Consider the following 21,890-nt stretch of genomic DNA (forward strand, 5'->3'; position numbering starts at 1 on the left):
ATACTGGGATAAAGCCATTTAGAAACATATTAAATTTTATATTATTTCATCCGTCAACTTGACAGGGCCTAGTACATTGTTGAAACTTTTTTTCATTATTTAATGTATCGAACTGCGGTACCATATGCGGCAACTGATTGCATATCTTGACCAATTGAACCGGAATCAAAACGCATCATAACAACTGCATCAGCACCCATGCTTACTGCATTGTCGCGTAAACGATCAATAGCAGTATCTCTTGATTCAGCCATCATTTCTGTGTAGGCCTTAATTTCGCCACCGACAATATTTTTAAGACTGGCACCAATGTTTTTGATAACATTTTTAGATTGTGTTGTAAGGCCAAAAACTTCCCCAATTACTTCATATTCTCTACCCGGAATACTTTCCGTTGTAACGACTAGAATTTTATCTGACATCTATAAAACCTCCCTTTATTAGTATCTTCATAGTAACATAGTTACTTTATAAGAGACTGCAGATTTGAACTGATTATTTTGTCTCTTGGAGGACTTTAATTGTTTTAACTTTAACATTAGTTGTAGGTTTATCACTTGAATTAACTGCAACTGCGGCAATTTTATCAACAACATCCATCCCTTTGATAACTTGACCAAAGACAGTATAAGTACCATCAAGTGAAGGTGTGCCACCATTTTTGTATGCATCAATAATTTTTGACGGTGTGCCATCTTTAATATCAGCACTGGTACTTACATCTTGGTTATTTTGAACAATGTAGAATTGACTACCAATTGAATCAGGTTCTGACGTTTGTGCCATCGCTAAAGCACCACGGATGTGGTAAAGGTTACTTGAAATTTCAGCACCGAATGTATGACCATAAATACTTTCGCCACCAGTACCATCCCCTTTAGGATCGCCACCTTGAATCATAAATTCGTTAATAACACGATGGAAGAGGGTATTATTATAGTACCCTTTTTTACTATGAGTAATAAAATTCTTCACAGCTTTTGGTGCATATTCCGGGAATAATTTGATTTTGATATTTCCCTTTGTTGTCTGAATATCTACGACAGCTTCTTTTTTTGTTACTTTTGAACTAAGTTGTGGTAGTTCAACGTTTGACGCTACACTTGATGAAGAAGTAGTAGTTTCCGTATCATTTGTTGTTTCTGCATTTTGATGGTAGAAGAAGAACCCAATTCCCCCAAGAATAATGATAATAATTACTGCAATTAAACCAATCATTTTTTTGTTTTTCATATTAACCCCAAACTTTCTTTATTTAATTACTCTAGTTTAACGTACGAGGTAGAAGTTATACAAGTCTTAACTTAAACATCCAGTTTAGCGCTTGTATATAGTCATTATGATTGTTATATTTAACATATATAAATGGGGATGACTCACGGTTAAATGAGGATTTAATACTTATATGAACGTTATCAATTGTGAACGATATAAAAATTTACATAGTTAGAGGATTACAATACAATTATCGAAATGGATTAGTCAGATTTTGTATTGTTAAGAAAAGTAGTAGGGGGTTACGTTTTGTTAGTTGGTAATAAATTGGGAAATTTAGATTTATACATAGAAAAAATAATAAATAATGTCATGGCAAGAGATGTGACTCGTGTCACAGAATCGGGGATGGCATAATGGTAAAACAAAATAAGAAAGATAAAGAAAGATGGCGTCATCGGCATCCGTGGATTTTTAGAGTTATTGCAATATTTGGTGTTTTATTTTTATTAGGAGTTACGACGATAAGTATTTATATTGCGACAGTTATTAAGTCCGTGCCAACAGTTACAAGTCAGGAATTAATATCTGATGCCAGTTCAAATATGTATGATAAAGATGGCCAGTTAATTTGGTCTTCAGCGCTGAATAAACGAGTTTATGTTAAGTCAAAAGACATTCCTGAAACATATAGTAATCTGTTATTAGCAACAGAAGATCAAACATTTTACAAAGACGCGGGATTTTCGCCCTCCGGCTTATTTAATGCGGGACTTTCTTCCATTAAATCAGCTGTAGGTAAAGGGTCAGCTCGAGGTGGATCAAGTATTGAGCAACAGTTAATTAAATTAACTGTTTTTTCAACGAGTAATAAAGATCGGACTGTAGACCGGAAAATAAAAGAATTTTTCTTAGCGCAACAGTTATACCATAATTATAGTAAGAAACAGATTTTAGAGTTTTATGTTAATAAAATGAGTCTAGGCGAAGGATCATATGGGGCACAGACCATTTCAGAAACGTATTTTGGTAAAACTTTAAAACAATTGAGTATTAGTCAACAGGCAATTATAGCTGGATTGGGCCAAGCCCCTTCTACCTATAATTTATATTCAAACCCTAAAGCCGTTCAAACACGCCGAAATATAATATTAAAAACAGGGCTTGAGAATAAGGTAATTACAAAGAAACAATATAAAATTGCTGTCGCAGAATCAGTGACAAAAGATTTACAGAAACGCCATTGGATGGAAAATTCTGTTACAAAAAAAATTCTTGAAAATAATGCTTATGTTACTTCTGCCTTAGAACAAGTTAGCGATAAAGGGTACGATTTAGCTAAAACTCCATTACAAATTACAACAGCGCTTGATTCAAAGCAAAATGCGACTGTTAAAAAATTAGCTGATAATAAAAAATATTATCAAAATTCAGCAGAACAATCTGCAATTACAATTACAGATCCTAAAACGGGGAATATTGTTGCTCAATATGGTGGACGTCATCAAAAAACTGCCTTCAGTTATAATCGGGCAATTTCTACGCAGCGTTCGTCAGGATCAGGAATTAAGCCACTATTAGATTATGGCCCTGCTATTGAATACTTTGGGTGGGCAACCACACATGCCTTAGATGGCACTTCATATACTTATCCGGGAACTAATCTTGTTGCTCAGAATTTTGATAAAGTGAGTTATAAATCAATAACGATGCAAAACGCATTACGAGTTTCGGCTAATACACCAGCAATTAGAACGTTAAATACTGTTGGGAGTGCGAAGGCTAGCCAATTTTTAGCACAAGTAGGGATGGCTCAAAATAATGCACCTGCGGGGTCGCAGGCTATTGGACTCGATGTTTCTACCGAACAAATGGCGACAGCATATGGCACCGTTTCAAATGGCGGAACCTATCATGCGGCTCGTTACGTCACAAGTCTAAAATTTTCAGATAATAGTGTTAAAAAATATGAGGTAAATAGTAAACGTGCTATGAAGGCCTCAACAGCATTTATGCTAACGTCAATGATGGAAGGCGTACCTAATGCCGGTGGGACAGCGCCTTCTGCAAGAATTGATAATGTTCATCAGGCAATGAAGACAGGGACCGTCGGTTATTCTGCTTCATCGGGATTTCCAGCGAATGCAAATATGGATGTCTGGATGAATGGGTTCACTAAATCAACTTCTATTTCGATGTGGTTAGGGTATGATGAACCAATGAAAAAAGGACATTATATTACTGATGCTGCATCTGCAATGACAAATGTTAATTTATATCGTGACCTAATGGTACATTTTTCAAAAGAAAAGAATGCTGATAATAGTGAGTGGACAAAACCATCAACTGTTATACAATTGTCAGGAACTGGTCTTGCAGCTCAATATGAACCTAACGATAAAGTAGTAACGTTAGGCGTTAAAGAGCCAGAAAAAATTGATGTAAAAAAAGCTAAAATATATAAAACGTATTTGTCTAAAAAGATTGCTGAGGACACGTTAAAAATAAAATTAGAGGATCCTTCATATCACAAGAAACCTGAAGCATATAAAATTGGTTCATGGGAGCAGTCAACTCAGAAAAAATTAAATAATGTTCAGAAAAAATTAGACAAGGCTAATGATGGCATTAAGGCGGCTAAAGAGACGTTAGAGGGTGAATAAAAATGGAACCGAGATCAAGAGGGACAAAGCAAACAGGAAAAAAAACTGTTAACCGAGAAAATAAAGCAGATTTTAAACCAGAACAAGCTAGTCATAAATCGATACGACAATTTTTAAAGTGGGCGTATCGTATTTTGTTGTTTATTGCGGTTAGCTTGAGTATTTGGAGCGTCTATACGGTTATCAATCGGTATCAAATTAGTCTTGATTGGTCCAAAAATGATAATTCAAAATTAACAATGGCAAATCAAACGCCAGACTCACTCTACGACTCTAATGTTAAGTCTAAAGAAGCAAAACAAAAGTTTAATGAAATTTATGCAGATAGTTACAACATTAAAACAGAGGAGTTAACGACTAAAGCAACTTCAAGTGAAATGAAAAAATTAGATGATACATTATCAAATATTTCTAAGAATTCACGTGCTGATTACCAGACAAAATATGATAATTTATTAAAAAAAGTGAAAGTGAATTCATTATACCAAGATGTATTTGTTAAGGATGATGAACAAACAGTTAAAGTAAATGTGACCCCTGGAACGATTCAAAAATTGAATAATGAACAATTTGGGTACATTAATCAGTTATTGATTAATTCTTCAAATAAAGATCAATTTGCCAATCGAATTTATACACTACAAAAAAATTTGGCAAAAGATGCAATAGCAATAAACGGTGTAATGTCCATTGCCATGAAGACAGCCACGTATGACCCTTTGTCAGGTAATGTAGAAATCTTGAAAAAAAGTACAAGTCAGCAAATAGATGACTATACGAATGCTGTCAGTAAATTACACTATTCATGGAATAATCTTGCCTTTTTAAATCAAATTGAAGAAGTGATAGCTAAAGATTTAGCCACACAGACAGAGCAGTATCAGGTATTTGATGATTATAAAAAAGATCTTTCAGATAAGAAACAAGCCGATAAAAAGTTGGTTTCACTTGAAGAAACTTTATCTCATGCATTAAAAAAACAGGCTGAAGATAAGAAACAAGCTGAAATTTATATAAAAGTTCCTAAATTTGGATCTCAATCGGAAGCGCAAAAGTGGGCCAACAAAAACCATATAGAAATTGTATTTGTACAGAAATGGTCTGGGAAAAACATGATATTATCGGAGCCGAGTGAAGGAAACTTACTTAAGCGAACAGATAAATTAAAGGTAATTATCCAACACCAAAGTTATAAGGGAACTTCAGCAAATAAAATTTACTCGGGAGCAAGTAAAAAGTCATCCAGCGCATCAAGCCAGGAGGCAAAGGCAAGTTCTGTAGAAGAATCAAGTTCAACGGATGAAACAAGCTCTAGTTTAGAAGCCGACGCGTCATCAGATACAGCCGTAAGCAGTTCAGAATCAAGTGCTATTAGTAGTAGTACAAGCCAGGTAAGCAGTTCATCAGCTACTAAAATACAGTAAAAGTAGTTACAATACATTAAAATTGATGGTATTAAAATATATTACGAAAAAAAACTAAAAATATTCATATTATTTAGTTATACTAATGGAATATAAGACCGCTCAAAGTAGCAGATAAGATTATGATTTTCATTAAATTGGAAATGAAAGAGGAATAATATGAAATTATTGATGGTAGAGGATAATAAGGCAGTTTCTGAAATGATGTCGATGTTTTTTCAAAAAGAAAAATGGGACGTTCAGTACGCTTATGATGGTAATGATGCTGTTGCTATGTTTAATGAAGATCCGGATAGTTGGGATATGATTACGCTTGATTTGAATTTGCCTGGTATGGATGGCATGCAAGTCAGTTCTACGATTCGAAAAGTTTCAGCTAATGTCCCCATTATTATTTTAACGGCACGCGATACCGAAAGTGATCAAGTTCTTGGATTAGAAATGGGCGCAGATGATTATGTAACAAAGCCTTTTAGCCCAATAACATTGATTGCTAGAATTAAGGCCCTTCACCGCCGGGCAGAAAAACCAAGTGTTGGAACTGACGATGAAACAGAAAATGAAAGTACTAGTTTTGATATTGTCACAACTCACTTTAAATTAAGTACAGCTCGTCGAGAAGCATACTTACAAGACGTTTTAATTCATGATTTAACACCAAAAGAATTTGATTTGTTGAAAACGTTGGCCAATAAACCAAAACAAGTCTTTTCAAGAGAAAAACTATTGGAATTAGTTTGGGATTATGAATTTTTTGGTGATGAACGAACAGTTGATGCACATATTAAAAAATTACGTCAAAAAATTGAAAAAGTGGGTCCACAAGTTATTCAAACGGTGTGGGGTGTCGGTTATAAATTTGATGACTCAGGAGCTGGTTACTAATGAAGCTACTTTATCAGCAAATGTTAGCATTCTTCGCGGTTATTATTACATTGGTCATTGTATTTGGCGCTTTATTTTTAAATTTCACGAGTGATATGGTCTATAAAAATACATGGACACAATTGGAAGGTTACTCGGATAGTTTAATGTCAGAATCAATGGTTTTAAAAACAACCGATTCAAAAACGCAATTTAATTTAAACTTAAATAATTTAAGAAATGCAGAATTAATTTTAAAAACGCAAAATGTTCGATTTACTATTTATACTAAAAAATCTAAAATTATCTATCCTGATAATGCGGTACAGGACAATATTACAAGTGAGCAGTGGAAAAAATTGGAAAATGGTGAAGTTGTTCACCGTACACCGCATATTAATAGACAATTAAAAACAGATATGAAAGCAATTAATATGACCGATATTTTGAAACCTTATTTTTATAATGGTAAATTATATGCGGTTATATCGGTTGGAGCCAATGTTTCTAATATTCAATCCAATATGAGTCAAATGACTCAGAATTTGGTTATTGCGTTTATTGTCTCTGTTATCGCTGGAATTATTTTGAGTTATCTTTTAGCGAGATACTCTGTTTCTAGAATTAATCGATTGAGACGTGCAACTCGAATGGTTGCTGATGGTAATTTTGATGTGCATATCGAAAGTAGACATCGAGATGAAATAGATGATTTGGCACAAGATTTTGATGGCATGGTTTCTTCATTGAAAGAATCAGAGAAAGAAATAAAACGTCAAGAAGAACGTCGTAGACAATTTATGGCTGACGCTGCACACGAAATGCGTACACCGTTGACAACTATTAACGGACTACTTGAAGGGCTAGCATACGATGCAATTCCAGAAGAGAGCAAAGGGAAGAGCATTGAACTAATGCAAAGTGAAACTAAGCGATTAATCCGATTAGTCAATGAAAATTTAGACTATGAAAAAATTAGGACAAATCAAATTACGCTAGCACCAAGTAATTTTGATGCGGTTATTGTTTTGAATAACATCGTTGAACAACTAACAAAAAAAGCAATAGAAGCCGACGATAAGATTGAATTAAGTGTTCCTAAAAACTTAATGGTTTTTGCGGATTACGATCGATTTGTGCAAGTTATTTTTAACATTACGCAAAACGCCATTCAATTCACTCAATCAGGAACGATTCATATTTCAGCTGAACGTGGTTACCATGAAAGTATCTTTAGGATTACTGATACAGGTATTGGCATGACAAAAGACCAGCTAGAAAATATTTGGGAACGTTACTACAAGGCAGATCCATCTCGTAAGAGTACTAAGTACGGAGAATCAGGATTGGGATTATCAATTGTTCATCAATTAATGCAACTTCATAACGGAAAAGTTGAAGTGATGAGTACTGAAGGAAAAGGGACAACGTTTACATTGACGTTTCCAAATCAAGAAAATGAATAAATAGTTAAAAAATTATTAAAGAATGATTTCTATATACAAATAGAAATCGTTCTTTTTTGTGATATAGATGTAATTCTGTTACACTAAAAAGCGGTTAATAAGATTATTAACTAAGTTTAATATTACAAAATTGTTAGGTTAGTATGACATAGATGAATGCTAAACGGGGGAAAAAAAGTGTATACTATATTCATTCTAAGGGGGATGTGATAAATATGAGCCAAAAATGGCATGATTTAAAAGAAAATGAAGTTTTTATGTTTATCGTTCGAACTGCCTTTTATTTTATTGTATTGGCGATGCTAGTTTACCTGTATTCATTTAAAGGTATAAGTAATGGTACGTTTATCTATAATGAATTTTAAAGGAGAGCAAAGACATGATAAAAAATGTAATTAATCAAATTGATATGATCGCAATGTCCGATCCCAATCGCATTGTTTACAATGATTTGGGTGAGACAAATACTTATCAACAGTTAAAAGAAAAATCTGATGCATTAGCATTGCATTTGATTGAATTAAATTTAGATAATAAACGTCCAATTATGATATATGGAAATCAAAAATTTAATATGCTAGTGGCTTTTTTAGGAAGCGTTAAAGCAGGGCACGCATATATTCCAATTGATTCGCACTCACCAGCTGAGCGTTTAGAGTCAATTCAAGAAGTTGCGAAACCAGTCGCTTGTATAGCTGTAGCAGAATTACCTGAAGTTAAACTCGATGTACCTGTAATTTTATCAACTGAATTAACAGAAATTATTGAGAATAATCAAGGGGTAGAAGTTCCTGATCCTAGTTTCCAAGTAACTGGTAAAGATAACTTCTATATTATCTTTACATCTGGTACGACTGGACAGCCAAAAGGGGTTCAAATTAGTCATGATAACTTGATAAGTTACGTGAACTGGATGATAGAAGATTTCTCTCTACCAGAACATCCCAATAGTCTATCTCAGGCACCATACTCATTTGATTTATCAGTAATGGACTTGTATCCTACATTAACTATGGGTGGTAAGTTATCTGTTTTACCTCAAGAAGTGACGGATAATTTCAAAGTTCTTTTCCAAACGTTACCTACTCTGGACTTACAAGTTTGGGTTTCAACACCATCATTTATTGATATTTGTTTATTAGAACCAACGTTTGATGATAAACATTTACCAGATCTTAGTCGATTCTTATTTTGTGGTGAAGAATTAACTCACAAAACAGCTGCAGCATTGAAGCAAAGATTCCCAATGGCTAAGATATTTAATACGTATGGTCCTACGGAAGCAACAGTTGCGGTTTCGAGTGTTGAGATTACTGATGCTATTTTAGAACAATACCCACGATTACCAATTGGTTATGCCAAATCAGATACAAAGATGGTTGTAGTTAATCCAGAAAATGAACTAGTACCAAATGGTGATGAAGGTGAATTAATTATTGCTGGACCTAGTGTCTCAAAAGGTTATCTTAACAATCCTGAAAAAACGGCCAGTGCTTTTTTTGAAATGGATGGCGTAGCTGCCTATCGAACTGGTGATGCAGCAATCATAAATTCTGAAGGGATGTTGTTATATCGTGGACGAATTGATTTCCAGGTTAAACTACATGGTTACCGAATTGAATTAGAAGAAGTTGACCATCATGTGTCATCGCATCCATTTGTAAAACAAGCAATCACTATTCCAAAATATAATAAGGATCATAAAGTGGTTCAATTAATTGCGTATGTTGTTCAAAATGATAATCCAGTTGAACGAGACTCAGAATTAACAGTTGAAATTAAAAAATACTTGTTAGATACAATGATGTCATATATGATTCCACAGAAGTTTGTTTATGTTGATGTTTTACCATTAACGCAAAATGGTAAAATTGATCGGAAAACACTAATAAATGAGGTGAATGCTTAATGGTATCATTCCAACCTTATGTCAATCCGATGTACTTTCTATATCTTATTGTTGTTTTAATTCCAATTATTGTTGGTTTGCTTAATGGTAAAAGATTTAGATTGTATGAAACGTTAATTTCATTACTCTTTATTTTCTTAATATTTGGCGGTCCAAAACTTCACGAAGGCTTTAATTTACTTATTTATATAATTTTTGAAGTCTTACTTATCGGTTTATACATGAATTATCGTAGTAAGTATAATCAAACGTGGGTTTTTATTATGGCTGTCCTTTTAGCGATAGCACCATTATCCATCGTAAAAATAACACCAGCCATTAATAATGGTATACCATCAATTATTGGCTTTTTAGGAATTAGTTATTTAACGTTTAAAGCGGTTCAAATGATTATGGAATCGCGAGATGGTAGTATTAAGAAATTTGATTTGATGCTAACCTTACAATTTTTATTGTTTTTCCCAACTATCTCATCGGGACCAATCGATCGTTACAGACGGTTTGTTAAAGATTATCAAAATGTCCCAAGTCGAGAAAAATATTTAGAAATGTTACAAAAGGGTGTATTTTACATTTTCTTAGGTTTCTTATATAAATTTTTACTAGCATACCTATTTGGTACGATGCTGTTACCTCACGTCGCACGTATTGCATTACTAGACGGTGGTATATCGTGGGCCTTAGTTGGTTACATGTACACGTACAGTATGGATTTATTTTTTGATTTTGCTGGTTATAGTTTATTCGCAGTTGGTATCAGTTACTTTATGGGAATTGAAACACCTCCTAACTTTAATAGACCTTTCATCGCACACAATATTAAAGACTTTTGGAATCGTTGGCACATGACACTTTCATTCTGGTTCCGTGATTTTGTTTATATGAGATTAGTCTTTTTTATGATGAAACATAAATTAATTAAAAGTCGAATAACAACAGCTATTGTTGGTTATTTTGGATTATTCTTACTCATGGGATTTTGGCACGGGGTTACTTGGTATTACATTGCCTATGGCCTATTCCATGCGATAGCTATCGTCATTAATGATGCATGGCTCAGATTTAAAAAGAAACATAAAACCAGTATTCCAAGTAATAAATTTACAGAAATTTTTGCAATCTTTATTACGTTTAACATCGTTTGCTTAAGTTTCTTAATCTTTTCAGGATTTTTGGACAAACTATATTTTTCATAAAATAGATAATTAGAGGAGAATTGATATGAACACAAAAGATAAAGTTTTAGATATATTAGAAGAGACAACAGGTAGCGCAGAAGTTAGAAATAATTTAGATTTAAATGTTTTTGATGAAGGCCTATTAGATTCAATGGGTTCAATTCAATTAATCTTAGAATTACAAAATGAATTAGGTGTTGATATTCCAATTTCAGAGTTTGAACGTTCTGAGTGGGCAACACCAAATTTAATTATTGCAAAAGTAGAAAGCTTGATCTAAATGGGATTGAAAAAGAAGTTATTCATGATCATTGGGCCTGTTGTTTTGGCTGTTGCATTACTATTAGCCATACTACTTGCACCAGTCAATTATAATTTCAGTTCTGCAAAAACTGAAGAAAAAGCAGCAGTATCGCAATCTACTTTAATTTTAAAGGGCTCTGCTATTCGTCAAAAGGCATTAGATGATGGTTATGTGGCATTTATCGGTTCATCCGAATTTTCACGGATGGATTCGATGCATCCTTCAGTTTTAGCGAAAAAATATAATCGTTCATATCGTCCATTTTTAATGGGAACTGGTGGGACACAATCGCTTAATCATTATTTTTATTTACAAGGTATCAAAAATCAATTAAGAAATAAAAAAGCAGTTATGGTGGTATCACCACAATGGTTTGTTCCTAATGGTGTAAGAAAGCAGGTATTTAATAATTTTTATTCACCATTACAAACAACAGAGTGGTTACTATCTGCAAATGCTAACAGCCTGTCAGATCGTTATGCTGCCAACAGATTTATTACTTTAATGTCTGGTGAAGGAAATGAATCTGTACTGAATGCAATGCATAAAATTGCTGAAGGACAGTCGTTATCTGAAGCGGATGCTACGATGCTTCGCTTGAAATTAACGATTTTGAATCATGAAGATCAATTATTCTCAGGTTTTCCGATGGCCGATCGAACACAGACTATCGACAAACAAACTAAGAACCTTCCAGCAAAATATGATTTAAATAAATTAAATATTCTTGCCGGTAAATATGGTGCTAAATGGACAACCAATAATGATTTTGCAATCAAAAATAGTTATTGGGATAAAAATAAGCTTAACAAAAAAATTGGTAAGCTTGCAGGTACACAGACTAAATTAAATTATGATCATTCTGTTGAATTTTCAGATTTCCAATTAATTTTAAATCAGTTTGCTAAAGAACATACTGACGTCTTGTTTATTATTCCACCTGTAAACCAACGTTGGGCAAGTTATACTGGACTATCGTCGAAGATGCTAGCTAACTTTGATGGTAAGGTTACAAAGCAATTGAAATCCCAAGGATTTAATAAAATTGCTGATTTCAGTAAAGATGGTAATGAAGAATACTTCATGGAAGATACGATTCATTTAGGTTGGAAAGGTTGGGTTGCGGTTGATAGTTATGTGAACCCATTCCTGACTCAAAAACAAGTTAAACCTAAATATCATTTAAATAATTATTATTACTCAGAAGATTGGCAACAAGAATAAAAAATAATTGGAATAAACCCTTATTGCATATGCAATGAGGGTTTATTCTATTATAGGAGATTCTGCAAAGGGAATGATTTGCGGTTGAGTAAGTAACTCTGTCTGTTTAGTTGTGATAATAATGCTTAAATCTAATTGGCAGGTTAATTCTGTGACTAAATCAATGAAGAATCTTGTTTCTATTATTGAAAATTCATCAATTAAGCCTGATAAAATGATCACCGAATAATCGTTTAAGATAGCTCTAAAAATTAAAATAAGTGTTTCATCAAAGTGACTTAAATCAGTCGTTTTTTTGTTGATAAAATTCGGTGAATAGTGGTGAAAATATTGTCCATAAATTAATTTTGAAATAGTTTTATATGTTTTTTTGTGCTGTTTCTTAGATGTTAAACCCATATTTTGTGTGATAGTTAGATAAGGAACTATTAAGCTTAGTTCTTCAATTGTGATTAAAGTAACTAAATTTGAATTAATAAAGTCTTGATTTTCAAGTTGATTTACGAATTCAAATGATTTATCTAAAATGATTGAAACCGAATGGGTAGGGAATAATGAGGTTAATGATTGAGTTGTATTAGTGTATTTTTTTAGTTGCATTGTGATGCCTCCTATAATTTAATGAGATGAGTTACGGGTAGAGAATAAGACAGATAGGAATGAAATAAGGCTAATAGTTATACCGCCAGCAAATAGATATGCAGAATTAATGAATGATTCTTGCGAGATTAATGTACTAAATTGTACGTTTGTAGAGGAAATTAAAAAATTCCCATTAAAATTGGTTAATTTATGTGACAGTAATTCTAATAACTCAGAGGATATTTCTGAGGGAGAAAGTTGCATAGCTAATGAATGGGTTAGCCAATAAATATTTAGTTCTCTCAGCAATGAAGTATAGTTATTTTTAAAGAAGAAAATTAAAATTATCACTAAAATTAATGCTGCTATAAAGATAATAAGGACTTCAAGAGCGAATGCAAATGCGACTTTAGGCTGACTTTCGCCGATATTGTGTAAACTAAGATATTCGTTGATACGCTTGTTGATGATTTTTTTATAAACAACAATACTGATAGTAATACCCGCTATCAATAACCCAATAATAATAGGGTAGATTAGGCTGACTTGTTGTTTATGAATATCTGTTAAGACACTAAGTAAATTAGAACTAGATGTACTATTAACATTAATATGAGCAAGCATTTTTTTAAAACTTTTAAATGATTCAAATGAAATTTGATTAAATAATAAGTTTGAGAGACCGATTAGTATTGTGAAAAAAAATATGATAAATAACCCAACTGTTTGTTTCTTATGATAAAAAATACTAGATAATGATTGTAGAATTAAAGACATAATGACACCTCTTCGATTAATCTATATGACTAATTTTAAATAATAGTTATGAACATTATGTGAAGTTGTTTAGAATAAAAAAATAAACGTTACCGAAATTTATTTTTCGGTAGCGTTTATTTTGAACTGGTACTTGAACTTGAACTTGTAACAGTTTTTGAAGAAGAACTTGCAGTTGGTGCCTTTAATTCAGGAGCATCTGTTTGATATAAGGTTGTTGTCGACTTATTGCCATGTTTTGAATAGAGGCTTGTCGAATTGTTTTTAAGCGTTTCTTGTAATTTTAGTAATTTACTATATTGATTCTTATAGTTATAGTCACTTGGTTGCGTTGGCTTAAAATTCTTTGGTGTATAGTAACGTAATAAGTTTTGATTATTGACTGTATCCGATAAATTTAGTTCGGTACTGACTTTTGTCTGATCTTTCTTTATTGTTTCCTTAACAATTTTAGAAGGGTGCGTAACTTCTTTACCTGTTACATTATCATAAATTGTAGAATCTAAAACAGTATAATTAGGTGTAATGAAGTTTTCATTTCTAAACGCAACTGTCTGATCGTGATTCTTAGAAAATAAATCTGTCCCAAATTGAACATATGATGACGAATCTAGGCCTAATAAGTGAAGAAGGGTAGGTAAGACATCAACTTCACCACCATATTGATTTTGGATGCCACCATTTTTACTTCCAGGAATATTAATCATAAATGGAACACGTTGTAATTGTGTATTATCAAATGAGCTCCATGTTTCGGATGATTTACCAAGAAGTTTAGCAAGCTTCACATTTCTTGAATTTGAAATACCGTAATGGTCACCATAGAGGACAACCATTGTATTATTAGATAATCCAGATTTTTTTAAGTATGTGAAAAATTCTTTAACTGATTCGTCTAAATAATGAGCCGTTTGGAAGTAATTATTAACAGACGTATCACCTGTATCTGGAACTTCAAAGTCTTTATTTTTTGAATCAATATCAAATGGGAAATGATTTGACACGGTAATGAATTTTGCATAAAAAGGTTGCTGTAATTTTTCTAAATATTTAACTGAATCATTGAATAATAACTTATCTTTTAGACCGTATTCTAGAGTGTTATTTGCAGACGTATCATAATAACTTGAATCAAAGAAGTATTGGTATCCCATACTTTTATAAACGGAATCTCTGTTCCAAAATGATCCAATATTACCGTGGAAAACAGCACTAGAATAACCAGCGGTTTGATTTAAGATAGCGGGAGCTGCTTCAAATGTATTTTCGGATCCAAGAGATGTGAAAACAGATCCTTGAGGTAATCCATAGATACTTGTTTCTAAGAGATTCTCAGCATCAGATGTTTTACCTTGTCCGACTTGATTGAAAAAATTAGGAAAACTATAAGTTTCTTTACCATTGTATAGAGAATTTAAGAAGGGTGTGACTTCTTTTCCATTCACCTTAAAGTTAATTAAAAATTGTTGAAAACTTTCTAAATGGAGCACAATAACATTTTTACCTTTTGCGATACCATACATATTTGGATTAGGTGCTGCATAATGTGACTTTGTAAAATCAAGGACATCATTTAAATCAGAACTTTCAGCAGTATCGCGAACCCGATTGTTTTTAACTGTTTTGAAACTGTCGTAGACGGTATATGAATCAATTCCTAAGTATTTAACAATATAATTACGATCAAACGTTCTCGTAATTAATTGTGGTCGGTCAATTTCGCCTAATGTTAAACTTGCCAATGTTAGCATTATTGAGAATGATGTAATTGCAAACGCGTTAAGTTTACTGAATGGTCGAGTGTTAAATTTTAAATAGCGAGTTAAGAATAAGCAAATAATAAGCACTAAGTCAATGACGTAAAAAATATCGTGTGGTTTCATTAAAGCAAAAGAGCTGCCACTAATACCTTCAGAAACTTTAGAATAACCTAACATTGTATTAATTGTCATAAAATCAGTAAATTCTCGATAATAAATAACATTAAAAAATAGTAATGCTGAGTTCGCAATGTAAATTAAAAACATAGTCAAATATGAAATAACTGGTTTTTTAATGTATAATGCAAGTCCGAGTAGTAGCATGGTTGTGCCAAGTGGATTTAACAAAAGGACAAAGTATTGATAAATTCCTGAAACACCAAGGTTAAAATCAATAAGATATGCAGTAATTGTTTTTAACCAGAAAAGAAACAGAAGTAGGGTGAAAAATCCAAGCTTTGTGTTTAGAAATGTTCTAAATCGTTTGAGTGTCTGCACGGTTTGAACCGTCCTTTCGAGTATAATCAAATTAAAATCGTAACTGTAGTTTACAGTCTATATTAAATTTGTGTCAATTGATGCTAAGCTTTGTTAATGCATTTTTAACTTATTAAATTTACATGAAAAATAATGGTACATACTAAAATATCATGTTTTTATTTGTTAATATAGGAGAAGATGGAAGGTGAGGTTGAAAGAATGTTATTTTTATCAAAATTATATGAATACGTTTTACATCATTACTCACAAGGTATTAACCACTTTCCATTAATCCATCTTATTTTTTTAAGTGTTGATAAAACAATTTTTTACTTAATCGTGTATCTTGTTATTCGAGTAAGTATAGGGTTGTATCAAAAGAAAAAAATAAACTTCAGAACAGAATTTGTAAGGCTATTATTAGTTGCGTACCTCGTTTTATTAGTTGAATTGACGGTATTTAGATATGTCTATTTCCCATGGGATATCCGATTGAATTCAACCTATAATTTTCATTCTATCAATTGGACACCGTTAATTGAAACAATTAAACTGACAAATGGACAATCTTTGTTCGATTTCGTGTATAATCTATATGGTAACATTCTTTGGTTTGTTCCGTTAGGAATTATTTTACCCAGTCTAAAGCAATTTAAAAAGTATTCTCTAGTAAAAACAATGTTGGTTGGTATTTGTTTATCAATCGCTATTGAATGTGGACAGTTTGTACTAGGATCCGGAGTTAGTGATATAGATGATATCATTTTTAATTCATTGGGTACATTGATAGGCTGTGGGCTATATCTTATCTTAAATCAAATATTAAATAAAAAAGACGTTAAAAAATAGAAGGAGTGCTAGTCATTGAGAAAAGTAGAAATTATTTCACATGCAGCAAAAAAGTTTAAAAATGGATACCCATTAATTGATAAGGAAGATTTACAAACAACTCGTGATTTTAAAGAAGGAGAATGGGTTGCATTAACGCTACATAATCAATTTGTCGCTTATGGTTATTTTGCAGAACAAAATCGTGGGGATGGCTGGATTTTTTCACGAAATGAAGAATCACGTATTGATGAAGATTTTTTCTCAAAATTATTTAATAACGCTCGAATGAACCGTAAATCATTATTTACTAATAAGGAGACGAATGCCTTTCGTTTCTTTAACGGTGAAGGTGAAGGTATCGGTGGATTAACAATTGATTATTACGACGATTATTATGTATTTACTTGGTATAGCTTAGGTCTTTACCAACACAAAGATATGATTTATAGTGCATTTTCTGATGCAGTTACAAGTTATAAAGGTATTTATGCTAATCTTCGTTACGATACAAAGGGTGAACCATCAACATTCAAAGTTCGTGGAAAAGATGCACCTACGCCACTTATTGTTCAAGAAAATGGCCTTCAATTTGCTGCATATCTTAATGAAACAACGACAGGACTTTTCTTAGAACAACGTGAAATGCGTAAAGCAATTATGAATAAATATGCTGAAGGAAAACTTGTGTTTAACGGATTTAGTAATACAGGTGCAACATCAGTTGCTGCATCAGTAGGTGGCGCACTTAAAACAGTTAGTGTAGATGTGAATAATAAAAATATTGATCGTACAAAAGAACAATTTGTACTTAATAATATTGATCCTGAAAAACAAGAAATTCGTGGAATGGATGTTTTCGGCTATTTAGATTATGCAAAGAAACACCATATTAACTATGATTTAGTTATTTTGGATCCACCAAGTTTTGTACGTTCAAAGAAAAGAACATTCTCAGTTCAAAAAGATTATGTTCAACTTGCTGAAGATGCTATTGATATTACACAAAAAGATGGTGTTATCATGTTCTCAACTAATTCGGCAGGATTGACGCTCAAAAAATTAAAAGAACAAATCACAGAAGCTTTTGCTAATAAGAATCGTTCATTTACATTACTTGAAACATTCCGTTTATCAAGTGACTTTGTAACAAACAAGGAATATCGTCAAGGTAATTATTTAAAAACGTTAGTTATTAAAGTTGATTAATTAAAAAACAATCCTATTTATTATTAAATAGGATTGTTTTTTTTCGTAAAATATAAAAAATTCATAAAAACAAAATGCTTGTAATTAAACGTTTATGAGTGTTTTTGATGGATTTCGAATGTAACCCGTTTCAAATGTTGCTAAAGCTATCATCAAATTTTTGTTTTAAGGGTTGTAAATACGGTTACTTTACTGCTAAAATAGTTAAATCGCGAAAAAAGAATAAAAGAGAGAGAGTAGAGGATTTAATTAATTATGATTATCTTAATGGCAGTAATCCCTGCAATTGCATGGGGTAGTATTGGACTTATAAGTGGAAAACTTGGCGGAACTGCCAACCAACAAACAGTTGGTATGACATGGGGTGCCTTGATTTTTGGAATTGCCATTTATGGTATTTATCAACCAGAAATGGACACAAAAGTCTGGATTATTGGTATCGTTTCTGGTTTATTTTGGAGTTTAGGTCAAAATCAACAATTCCATGCTATGAAAGCAATCGGAATCTCAAAAACAGTTCCTGTTTCAACAGGCTTACAGTTAGCTGGTAATGCGTTGGCAGGTGTCATACTGTTTAATGAATGGAAGACAACTCAAATGGTTGTGATTGGTACTATAGCGATGATCGTTATTATTGCTGGTGCTGCTTTGACATCATTGAGAGATAAAAAAAATTCAGTTCTATCTGATTCAGAAAAAAATGAGAATACTGCTGCTGGTGTACGTGCTATTATTTTGTCAACAATTGGTTACGTAGGTTATACAATTGTTGTTCATTATGCAACAGTGGGCATGACTGCTGATGAATCACGTGCATTTACAATGGCAACAATCTTGCCACAAGCTGTTGGTATGGTTATAGGTGCTGGATTTGTTGCGCTTATTGCAAATGAAGTTATTATGCACTCATCAACTTTTAAAAATGTATTAACGGGACTTATTTGGGGCGCTGGTAACATCTTTATGTTCTTATCAATTCCTAAATTAGGTCAAGCTGTTAGTTTTTCATTTTCTCAAATGGGAGTGGTTATTTCAACATTCGGTAGTATCTACTTATTAGGAGAAAAGAAGACTAAGCATGAGATGATTTATGTCACACTTGGATCAATATTTGTTATTTTAGGTGTTATTATGTTAGGAATTATGAAAACTTTATAAAATGGTGAAGGAGTGTTAATCGATGGATTTAAGGAAAAAAGAATTTGCGACAACTCATCATGTTAGTAAATTAAAAAGAACCCTTAAAACCGGTGATCTCATTCTTTTAGGGTTAGGCGCAACAGTTGGTACAGGTATTTTCGTTGTTACGGGGAATGCTGCCAGTCAAGAGGCTGGTCCTGCCCTTATTTTGTCGTTTATTATTGCCGCAATTGCAGTTATAATGAACGGCTTTTCTTATGCAGAATTTTCATCAAGAATACCAGTTTCTGGTGGTTCGTATAATTATGTTTATGTTATTTTTGGTGAGTTTATAGCCTGGTTCGTTAGTTGGTTTACCATTTGTGAATATATTCTAGCGGGGGCTTCTGTTGCCTCAGGTTGGTCTGCGTATATGCAGGGGTTCTTGATAGGGCTTAATATCCACCTGCCTGTTGCGCTGAGTGCATCGTATAATGCAGCAAGAGGGTCATATATCGATATTATTGCTGTTATAATTACGTTAGTCGTTACATGGTTAACAACATTTGAAGCAAAAAAGGCACTACGTTTAAGCAAAATAATGGTATTTGTAAAATTTGCGATTATTCTTTTATTTATAGTAGTGGGTGTTTTTTACATTAAACCTGGTAACTGGCAACCCTTTATGCCATTTGGTACAAGTGGGGTAATGAGTGGGGCCGCATTAGTATTTTTTGCCTTTTTAGGGTTTGAATCTATTGCGATGGCATCAGACGAAGTAATTGATCCGCAAAAGACAATTCCAAAAGGAATTATTGGTGCGATAAGTATTTCTGCTATTTTTTATATTATTGTTACGTTAGTATTAACCGGAATTGTCCCGTATACACAATTAAATGTTAGTGATCCAGTTGCATTTGCGATGCGATTTGTAAATCAGAGTATTATTGGAAATATAATCTCGGTAGGTGCAATAATAACGCTTCTAAGCGTCTTAATTGCATTAGCCTATGGTTTATCGAGAATGATTTATTCGGAGGCGAGAGACGGATTATTGCCCCAATACTTAGCAAAAATTAGCGATAAGACGAATGCGCCCAAAGCAGCATCATGGACAGTCGGTATTTTTATTGCGATTGCAAGTGGGTTAGTGTCTATTGAAAGTTTAGCCAAATTGACTAATATTGTAACGTTAACCGTACTTGTTATTTTGGCTTTGGCATTAATAAGTTTAAGGAAACAATTTGGTGAACCTAGTAAAGGCCAATTTAGAGTTCCATTTGTACCATTGTTACCAATCTTGTCTATAATTATTTCAGTCTATTTGATGATTCAGTTACCGATTAATATCTGGGTTGCCTTTCTAATTTGGATTATTATAGGATTAGTTGCTTATTACGGTTACGGATATTCTCATAGTAAACAAAAAAAATAACGGAATTTGTAATTAAAGTTCTGTTTGACTGTTATATTTTCTACTAAGTATTGTATAATGTAAGTTGTTAAATAAAGAATATGAGGGAGATAATTAAAATGGCACATATTTCATTCGATAGTTCTAACTTATCAAAATTCGTCCAAGACAATGAACTTGGCGAAATGCAAGCACTTGTTACTGCAGCAGATAGTGAATTACGCAACGGTACAGGGGCAGGTAGTGATTTCCGTGGATTTTTAGATTTACCTAAAGACTACGATAAAGAAGAATTCGCTCGTATTAAAACAGCAGCTAAAAAAATTCAATCTAATTCAGAAGTTTTAGTCGTTATCGGTATTGGTGGTTCATATTTAGGTGCTCGCGCAGCTATTGAATTCTTAAACCATACATTCTATAACTTATTACCAGCTGAAAAAAGAAATGCACCTCAAATCTTATTTGCTGGAAATTCAATTAGTCCTTCATACGTACATGATTTAGTAGATTTAATTGGTGATCGTGATTTCTCAGTTAATATTATTTCTAAATCAGGTACAACAACAGAACCTTCAATTGCTTTCCGTGTTTTCAAAGAAAAATTAATCGCAAAATATGGTAAAGAAGAAGCTAACTCACGTATCTACGCTACAACTGATCGTAAAGTTGGTGCCTTAAAAGTTGAAGCTGATTCTGAAGGCTATGAAGCATTTGTTATTCCTGATGACGTTGGTGGCCGTTTCTCAGTTCTTACTGCTGTTGGTTTATTACCAATTGCTGCTTCAGGTGCTGATATTGATGCCTTGATGCAAGGTGCTGAAGACGCACGTGTTGAATATTCAGATGCTGATTTAACAAAAAATGAAGCATATCAATACGCAGCTTTACGTAATATTTTATACCGTAAAGGTTACACAACTGAAATTCTAGAAAACTACGAACCAAGTTTACAATATTTCTCAGAATGGTGGAAACAATTGATGGGCGAATCTGAAGGTAAAGATCAAAAGGGTATTTACCCATCTTCAGCTAATTTCTCAACTGATTTACATTCATTAGGCCAATATATTCAAGAAGGCCGTCGTAACTTGATGGAAACTGTAATTAATGTGGGAACTCCCGTTAATGATACTGCTATTCCTGAAGAAGAGGGCGATCTTGATGGCTTAGGCTACTTAGAAGGTAAGACAATGGACTTTGTTAATACAAAGGCTTTCCAAGGTGTTGTTTTAGCTCATACTGATGGTAATGTTCCTAACATGATTTTGAACATTCCTACACAAGACGCTTACACATTAGGATATACAATTTACTTCTTTGAAGCAGCTGTAGCTGTATCTGGTTACTTGAATGGAATTAACCCATTTAACCAACCAGGTGTTGAAGCATACAAAAAGAACATGTTTGCCTTACTTGGTAAACCTGGCTTCGAAGACCTTTCAAAAGAATTAAATGCACGTCTTTAAGATAAAAA

Annotated in this window: 19 protein-coding genes; 14 read left to right on the forward strand and 5 right to left on the reverse strand. The window is 32.9% G+C overall.

The features are described from left to right. Window positions 1-95 precede the first annotated feature (95 nt). Window positions 96-422, reverse strand: a complete 327-nt coding sequence (locus tag AC1RPX_RS05170; RefSeq protein WP_409022267.1) for a heavy metal-binding domain-containing protein — start codon at window positions 420-422, stop codon at window positions 96-98. 73 nt (window positions 423-495) lie between these two features. Continuing rightward, window positions 496-1,233: a peptidylprolyl isomerase gene (locus AC1RPX_RS05175; protein WP_481761937.1), complete on the reverse strand. Its 738-nt coding sequence runs from the start codon at window positions 1,231-1,233 to the stop codon at window positions 496-498. A 398-nt stretch (window positions 1,234-1,631) separates the two neighbouring features. On the opposite strand from AC1RPX_RS05175, the gene AC1RPX_RS05180 reads away from it, so the two are divergent. The 9 genes from AC1RPX_RS05180 to dltD all read left to right on the forward strand — a co-directional run bounded on the left by AC1RPX_RS05180 (window position 1,632) and on the right by dltD (window position 12,247). After that, window positions 1,632-3,878, forward strand: coding sequence for a transglycosylase domain-containing protein (locus AC1RPX_RS05180; RefSeq protein ID WP_481761936.1), 2,247 nt, complete (start codon window positions 1,632-1,634; stop codon window positions 3,876-3,878). Between the two features lie 2 nt (window positions 3,879-3,880). After that, window positions 3,881-5,302: a hypothetical protein gene (locus tag AC1RPX_RS05185; protein ID WP_481761935.1), complete on the forward strand. Its 1,422-nt coding sequence runs from the start codon at window positions 3,881-3,883 to the stop codon at window positions 5,300-5,302. Window positions 5,303-5,461: 159 nt separating this feature from the next. Beyond that, on the forward strand, window positions 5,462-6,187 hold the full coding sequence (locus AC1RPX_RS05190) for a response regulator transcription factor (protein ID WP_481761934.1): 726 nt from the start codon (window positions 5,462-5,464) through the stop codon (window positions 6,185-6,187). Beyond that, the gene (locus AC1RPX_RS05195) at window positions 6,187-7,632 is read left to right on the forward strand and encodes a sensor histidine kinase (protein WP_481761933.1); all 1,446 of its coding nucleotides are present in this window, start codon (window positions 6,187-6,189) and stop codon (window positions 7,630-7,632) included. The genes AC1RPX_RS05190 and AC1RPX_RS05195 overlap by 1 nt, the downstream gene beginning before the upstream one ends. A 215-nt stretch (window positions 7,633-7,847) precedes the next feature. Beyond that, window positions 7,848-7,997, forward strand: coding sequence for a teichoic acid D-Ala incorporation-associated protein DltX (locus AC1RPX_RS05200; protein WP_409022273.1), 150 nt, complete (start codon window positions 7,848-7,850; stop codon window positions 7,995-7,997). A 14-nt stretch (window positions 7,998-8,011) separates the two neighbouring features. After that, window positions 8,012-9,541 (forward strand): D-alanine--poly(phosphoribitol) ligase subunit DltA, encoded by a 1,530-nt coding sequence (gene dltA / locus AC1RPX_RS05205; RefSeq protein WP_481761931.1) that lies wholly within the window; start codon window positions 8,012-8,014, stop codon window positions 9,539-9,541. Next, complete coding sequence (dltB, locus tag AC1RPX_RS05210; protein ID WP_481761930.1) at window positions 9,541-10,737, forward strand: D-alanyl-lipoteichoic acid biosynthesis protein DltB; 1,197 nt, start codon at window positions 9,541-9,543, stop codon at window positions 10,735-10,737. Before dltA ends, dltB begins: the two co-directional genes overlap by 1 nt. Window positions 10,738-10,762: 25 nt before the next feature. Continuing rightward, window positions 10,763-10,999, forward strand: a complete 237-nt coding sequence (dltC, locus tag AC1RPX_RS05215) for a D-alanine--poly(phosphoribitol) ligase subunit DltC (RefSeq protein WP_481761929.1) — start codon at window positions 10,763-10,765, stop codon at window positions 10,997-10,999. Window positions 11,000-11,023: 24 nt separating this feature from the next. Continuing rightward, window positions 11,024-12,247 carry a D-alanyl-lipoteichoic acid biosynthesis protein DltD gene (gene dltD, locus AC1RPX_RS05220; protein WP_481761928.1) on the forward strand — a complete coding sequence of 408 codons (1,224 nt, stop codon included), beginning with the start codon at window positions 11,024-11,026 and terminating at the stop codon, window positions 12,245-12,247. A 42-nt stretch (window positions 12,248-12,289) separates the two neighbouring features. Here the strand turns inward: dltD and AC1RPX_RS05225 are convergent, their stop codons facing one another. The 3 genes from AC1RPX_RS05225 to AC1RPX_RS05235 all read right to left on the reverse strand — a co-directional run bounded on the left by AC1RPX_RS05225 (window position 12,290) and on the right by AC1RPX_RS05235 (window position 15,633). Then, window positions 12,290-12,847, reverse strand: a complete 558-nt coding sequence (locus AC1RPX_RS05225) for a hypothetical protein (RefSeq protein ID WP_481761927.1) — start codon at window positions 12,845-12,847, stop codon at window positions 12,290-12,292. Window positions 12,848-12,865: 18 nt separating this feature from the next. Continuing rightward, a complete protein-coding gene (locus AC1RPX_RS05230; protein WP_481761926.1) occupies window positions 12,866-13,606 on the reverse strand; it encodes a hypothetical protein in 741 nt (246 codons plus the stop codon). A 116-nt stretch (window positions 13,607-13,722) separates the two neighbouring features. Next, complete coding sequence (locus AC1RPX_RS05235; protein WP_481761938.1) at window positions 13,723-15,633, reverse strand: LTA synthase family protein; 1,911 nt, start codon at window positions 15,631-15,633, stop codon at window positions 13,723-13,725. Window positions 15,634-16,065: 432 nt separating this feature from the next. Here AC1RPX_RS05235 and AC1RPX_RS05240 point away from each other — a divergent pair, with 432 nt between their 5' ends. The 5 genes from AC1RPX_RS05240 to AC1RPX_RS05260 all read left to right on the forward strand — a co-directional run bounded on the left by AC1RPX_RS05240 (window position 16,066) and on the right by AC1RPX_RS05260 (window position 21,882). Further along, window positions 16,066-16,695: a VanZ family protein gene (locus tag AC1RPX_RS05240; protein WP_481761925.1), complete on the forward strand. Its 630-nt coding sequence runs from the start codon at window positions 16,066-16,068 to the stop codon at window positions 16,693-16,695. Window positions 16,696-16,710: 15 nt separating this feature from the next. Further along, window positions 16,711-17,883: a class I SAM-dependent rRNA methyltransferase gene (locus AC1RPX_RS05245; RefSeq protein WP_481761924.1), complete on the forward strand. Its 1,173-nt coding sequence runs from the start codon at window positions 16,711-16,713 to the stop codon at window positions 17,881-17,883. Between the two features lie 255 nt (window positions 17,884-18,138). Further along, window positions 18,139-19,041 carry a GRP family sugar transporter gene (locus AC1RPX_RS05250; protein ID WP_409022282.1) on the forward strand — a complete coding sequence of 301 codons (903 nt, stop codon included), beginning with the start codon at window positions 18,139-18,141 and terminating at the stop codon, window positions 19,039-19,041. Between the two features lie 22 nt (window positions 19,042-19,063). Beyond that, the gene (locus tag AC1RPX_RS05255) at window positions 19,064-20,437 is read left to right on the forward strand and encodes an amino acid permease (RefSeq protein WP_481761923.1); all 1,374 of its coding nucleotides are present in this window, start codon (window positions 19,064-19,066) and stop codon (window positions 20,435-20,437) included. Between the two features lie 98 nt (window positions 20,438-20,535). Next, on the forward strand, window positions 20,536-21,882 hold the full coding sequence (locus tag AC1RPX_RS05260) for a glucose-6-phosphate isomerase (protein WP_481761922.1): 1,347 nt from the start codon (window positions 20,536-20,538) through the stop codon (window positions 21,880-21,882). Window positions 21,883-21,890 lie beyond the last annotated feature (8 nt).

This window comes from Dellaglioa sp. CoH-56-MRSF-14, from assembly GCF_056782115.1.

Bases quoted from the DNA above. Each gene is read 5' to 3' on its own strand.
- AC1RPX_RS05255 (WP_481761923.1), top strand. From the start codon at position 19,064: ATGGATTTAAGGAAAAAAGAATTTGCGACAACTCATCATGTTAGTAAA.
- dltA (WP_481761931.1), top strand. From the start codon at position 8,012: ATGATAAAAAATGTAATTAATCAAATTGATATGATCGCAATGTCCGAT.
- AC1RPX_RS05250 (WP_409022282.1), top strand. From the start codon at position 18,139: ATGATTATCTTAATGGCAGTAATCCCTGCAATTGCATGGGGTAGTATT.
- AC1RPX_RS05240 (WP_481761925.1), top strand. From the start codon at position 16,066: ATGTTATTTTTATCAAAATTATATGAATACGTTTTACATCATTACTCA.
- dltB (WP_481761930.1), top strand. From the start codon at position 9,541: ATGGTATCATTCCAACCTTATGTCAATCCGATGTACTTTCTATATCTT.
- AC1RPX_RS05190 (WP_481761934.1), top strand. From the start codon at position 5,462: ATGAAATTATTGATGGTAGAGGATAATAAGGCAGTTTCTGAAATGATG.
- dltD (WP_481761928.1), top strand. From the start codon at position 11,024: ATGATCATTGGGCCTGTTGTTTTGGCTGTTGCATTACTATTAGCCATA.
- AC1RPX_RS05260 (WP_481761922.1), top strand. From the start codon at position 20,536: ATGGCACATATTTCATTCGATAGTTCTAACTTATCAAAATTCGTCCAA.
- AC1RPX_RS05225 (WP_481761927.1), bottom strand. From the start codon at position 12,847: ATGCAACTAAAAAAATACACTAATACAACTCAATCATTAACCTCATTA.
- AC1RPX_RS05180 (WP_481761936.1), top strand. From the start codon at position 1,632: ATGGTAAAACAAAATAAGAAAGATAAAGAAAGATGGCGTCATCGGCAT.
- dltC (WP_481761929.1), top strand. From the start codon at position 10,763: ATGAACACAAAAGATAAAGTTTTAGATATATTAGAAGAGACAACAGGT.
- AC1RPX_RS05230 (WP_481761926.1), bottom strand. From the start codon at position 13,606: ATGTCTTTAATTCTACAATCATTATCTAGTATTTTTTATCATAAGAAA.
- AC1RPX_RS05175 (WP_481761937.1), bottom strand. From the start codon at position 1,233: ATGAAAAACAAAAAAATGATTGGTTTAATTGCAGTAATTATTATCATT.
- AC1RPX_RS05195 (WP_481761933.1), top strand. From the start codon at position 6,187: ATGAAGCTACTTTATCAGCAAATGTTAGCATTCTTCGCGGTTATTATT.
- AC1RPX_RS05200 (WP_409022273.1), top strand. From the start codon at position 7,848: ATGAGCCAAAAATGGCATGATTTAAAAGAAAATGAAGTTTTTATGTTT.
- AC1RPX_RS05235 (WP_481761938.1), bottom strand. From the start codon at position 15,633: ATGTTTTTAATTTACATTGCGAACTCAGCATTACTATTTTTTAATGTT.
- AC1RPX_RS05170 (WP_409022267.1), bottom strand. From the start codon at position 422: ATGTCAGATAAAATTCTAGTCGTTACAACGGAAAGTATTCCGGGTAGA.
- AC1RPX_RS05185 (WP_481761935.1), top strand. From the start codon at position 3,881: ATGGAACCGAGATCAAGAGGGACAAAGCAAACAGGAAAAAAAACTGTT.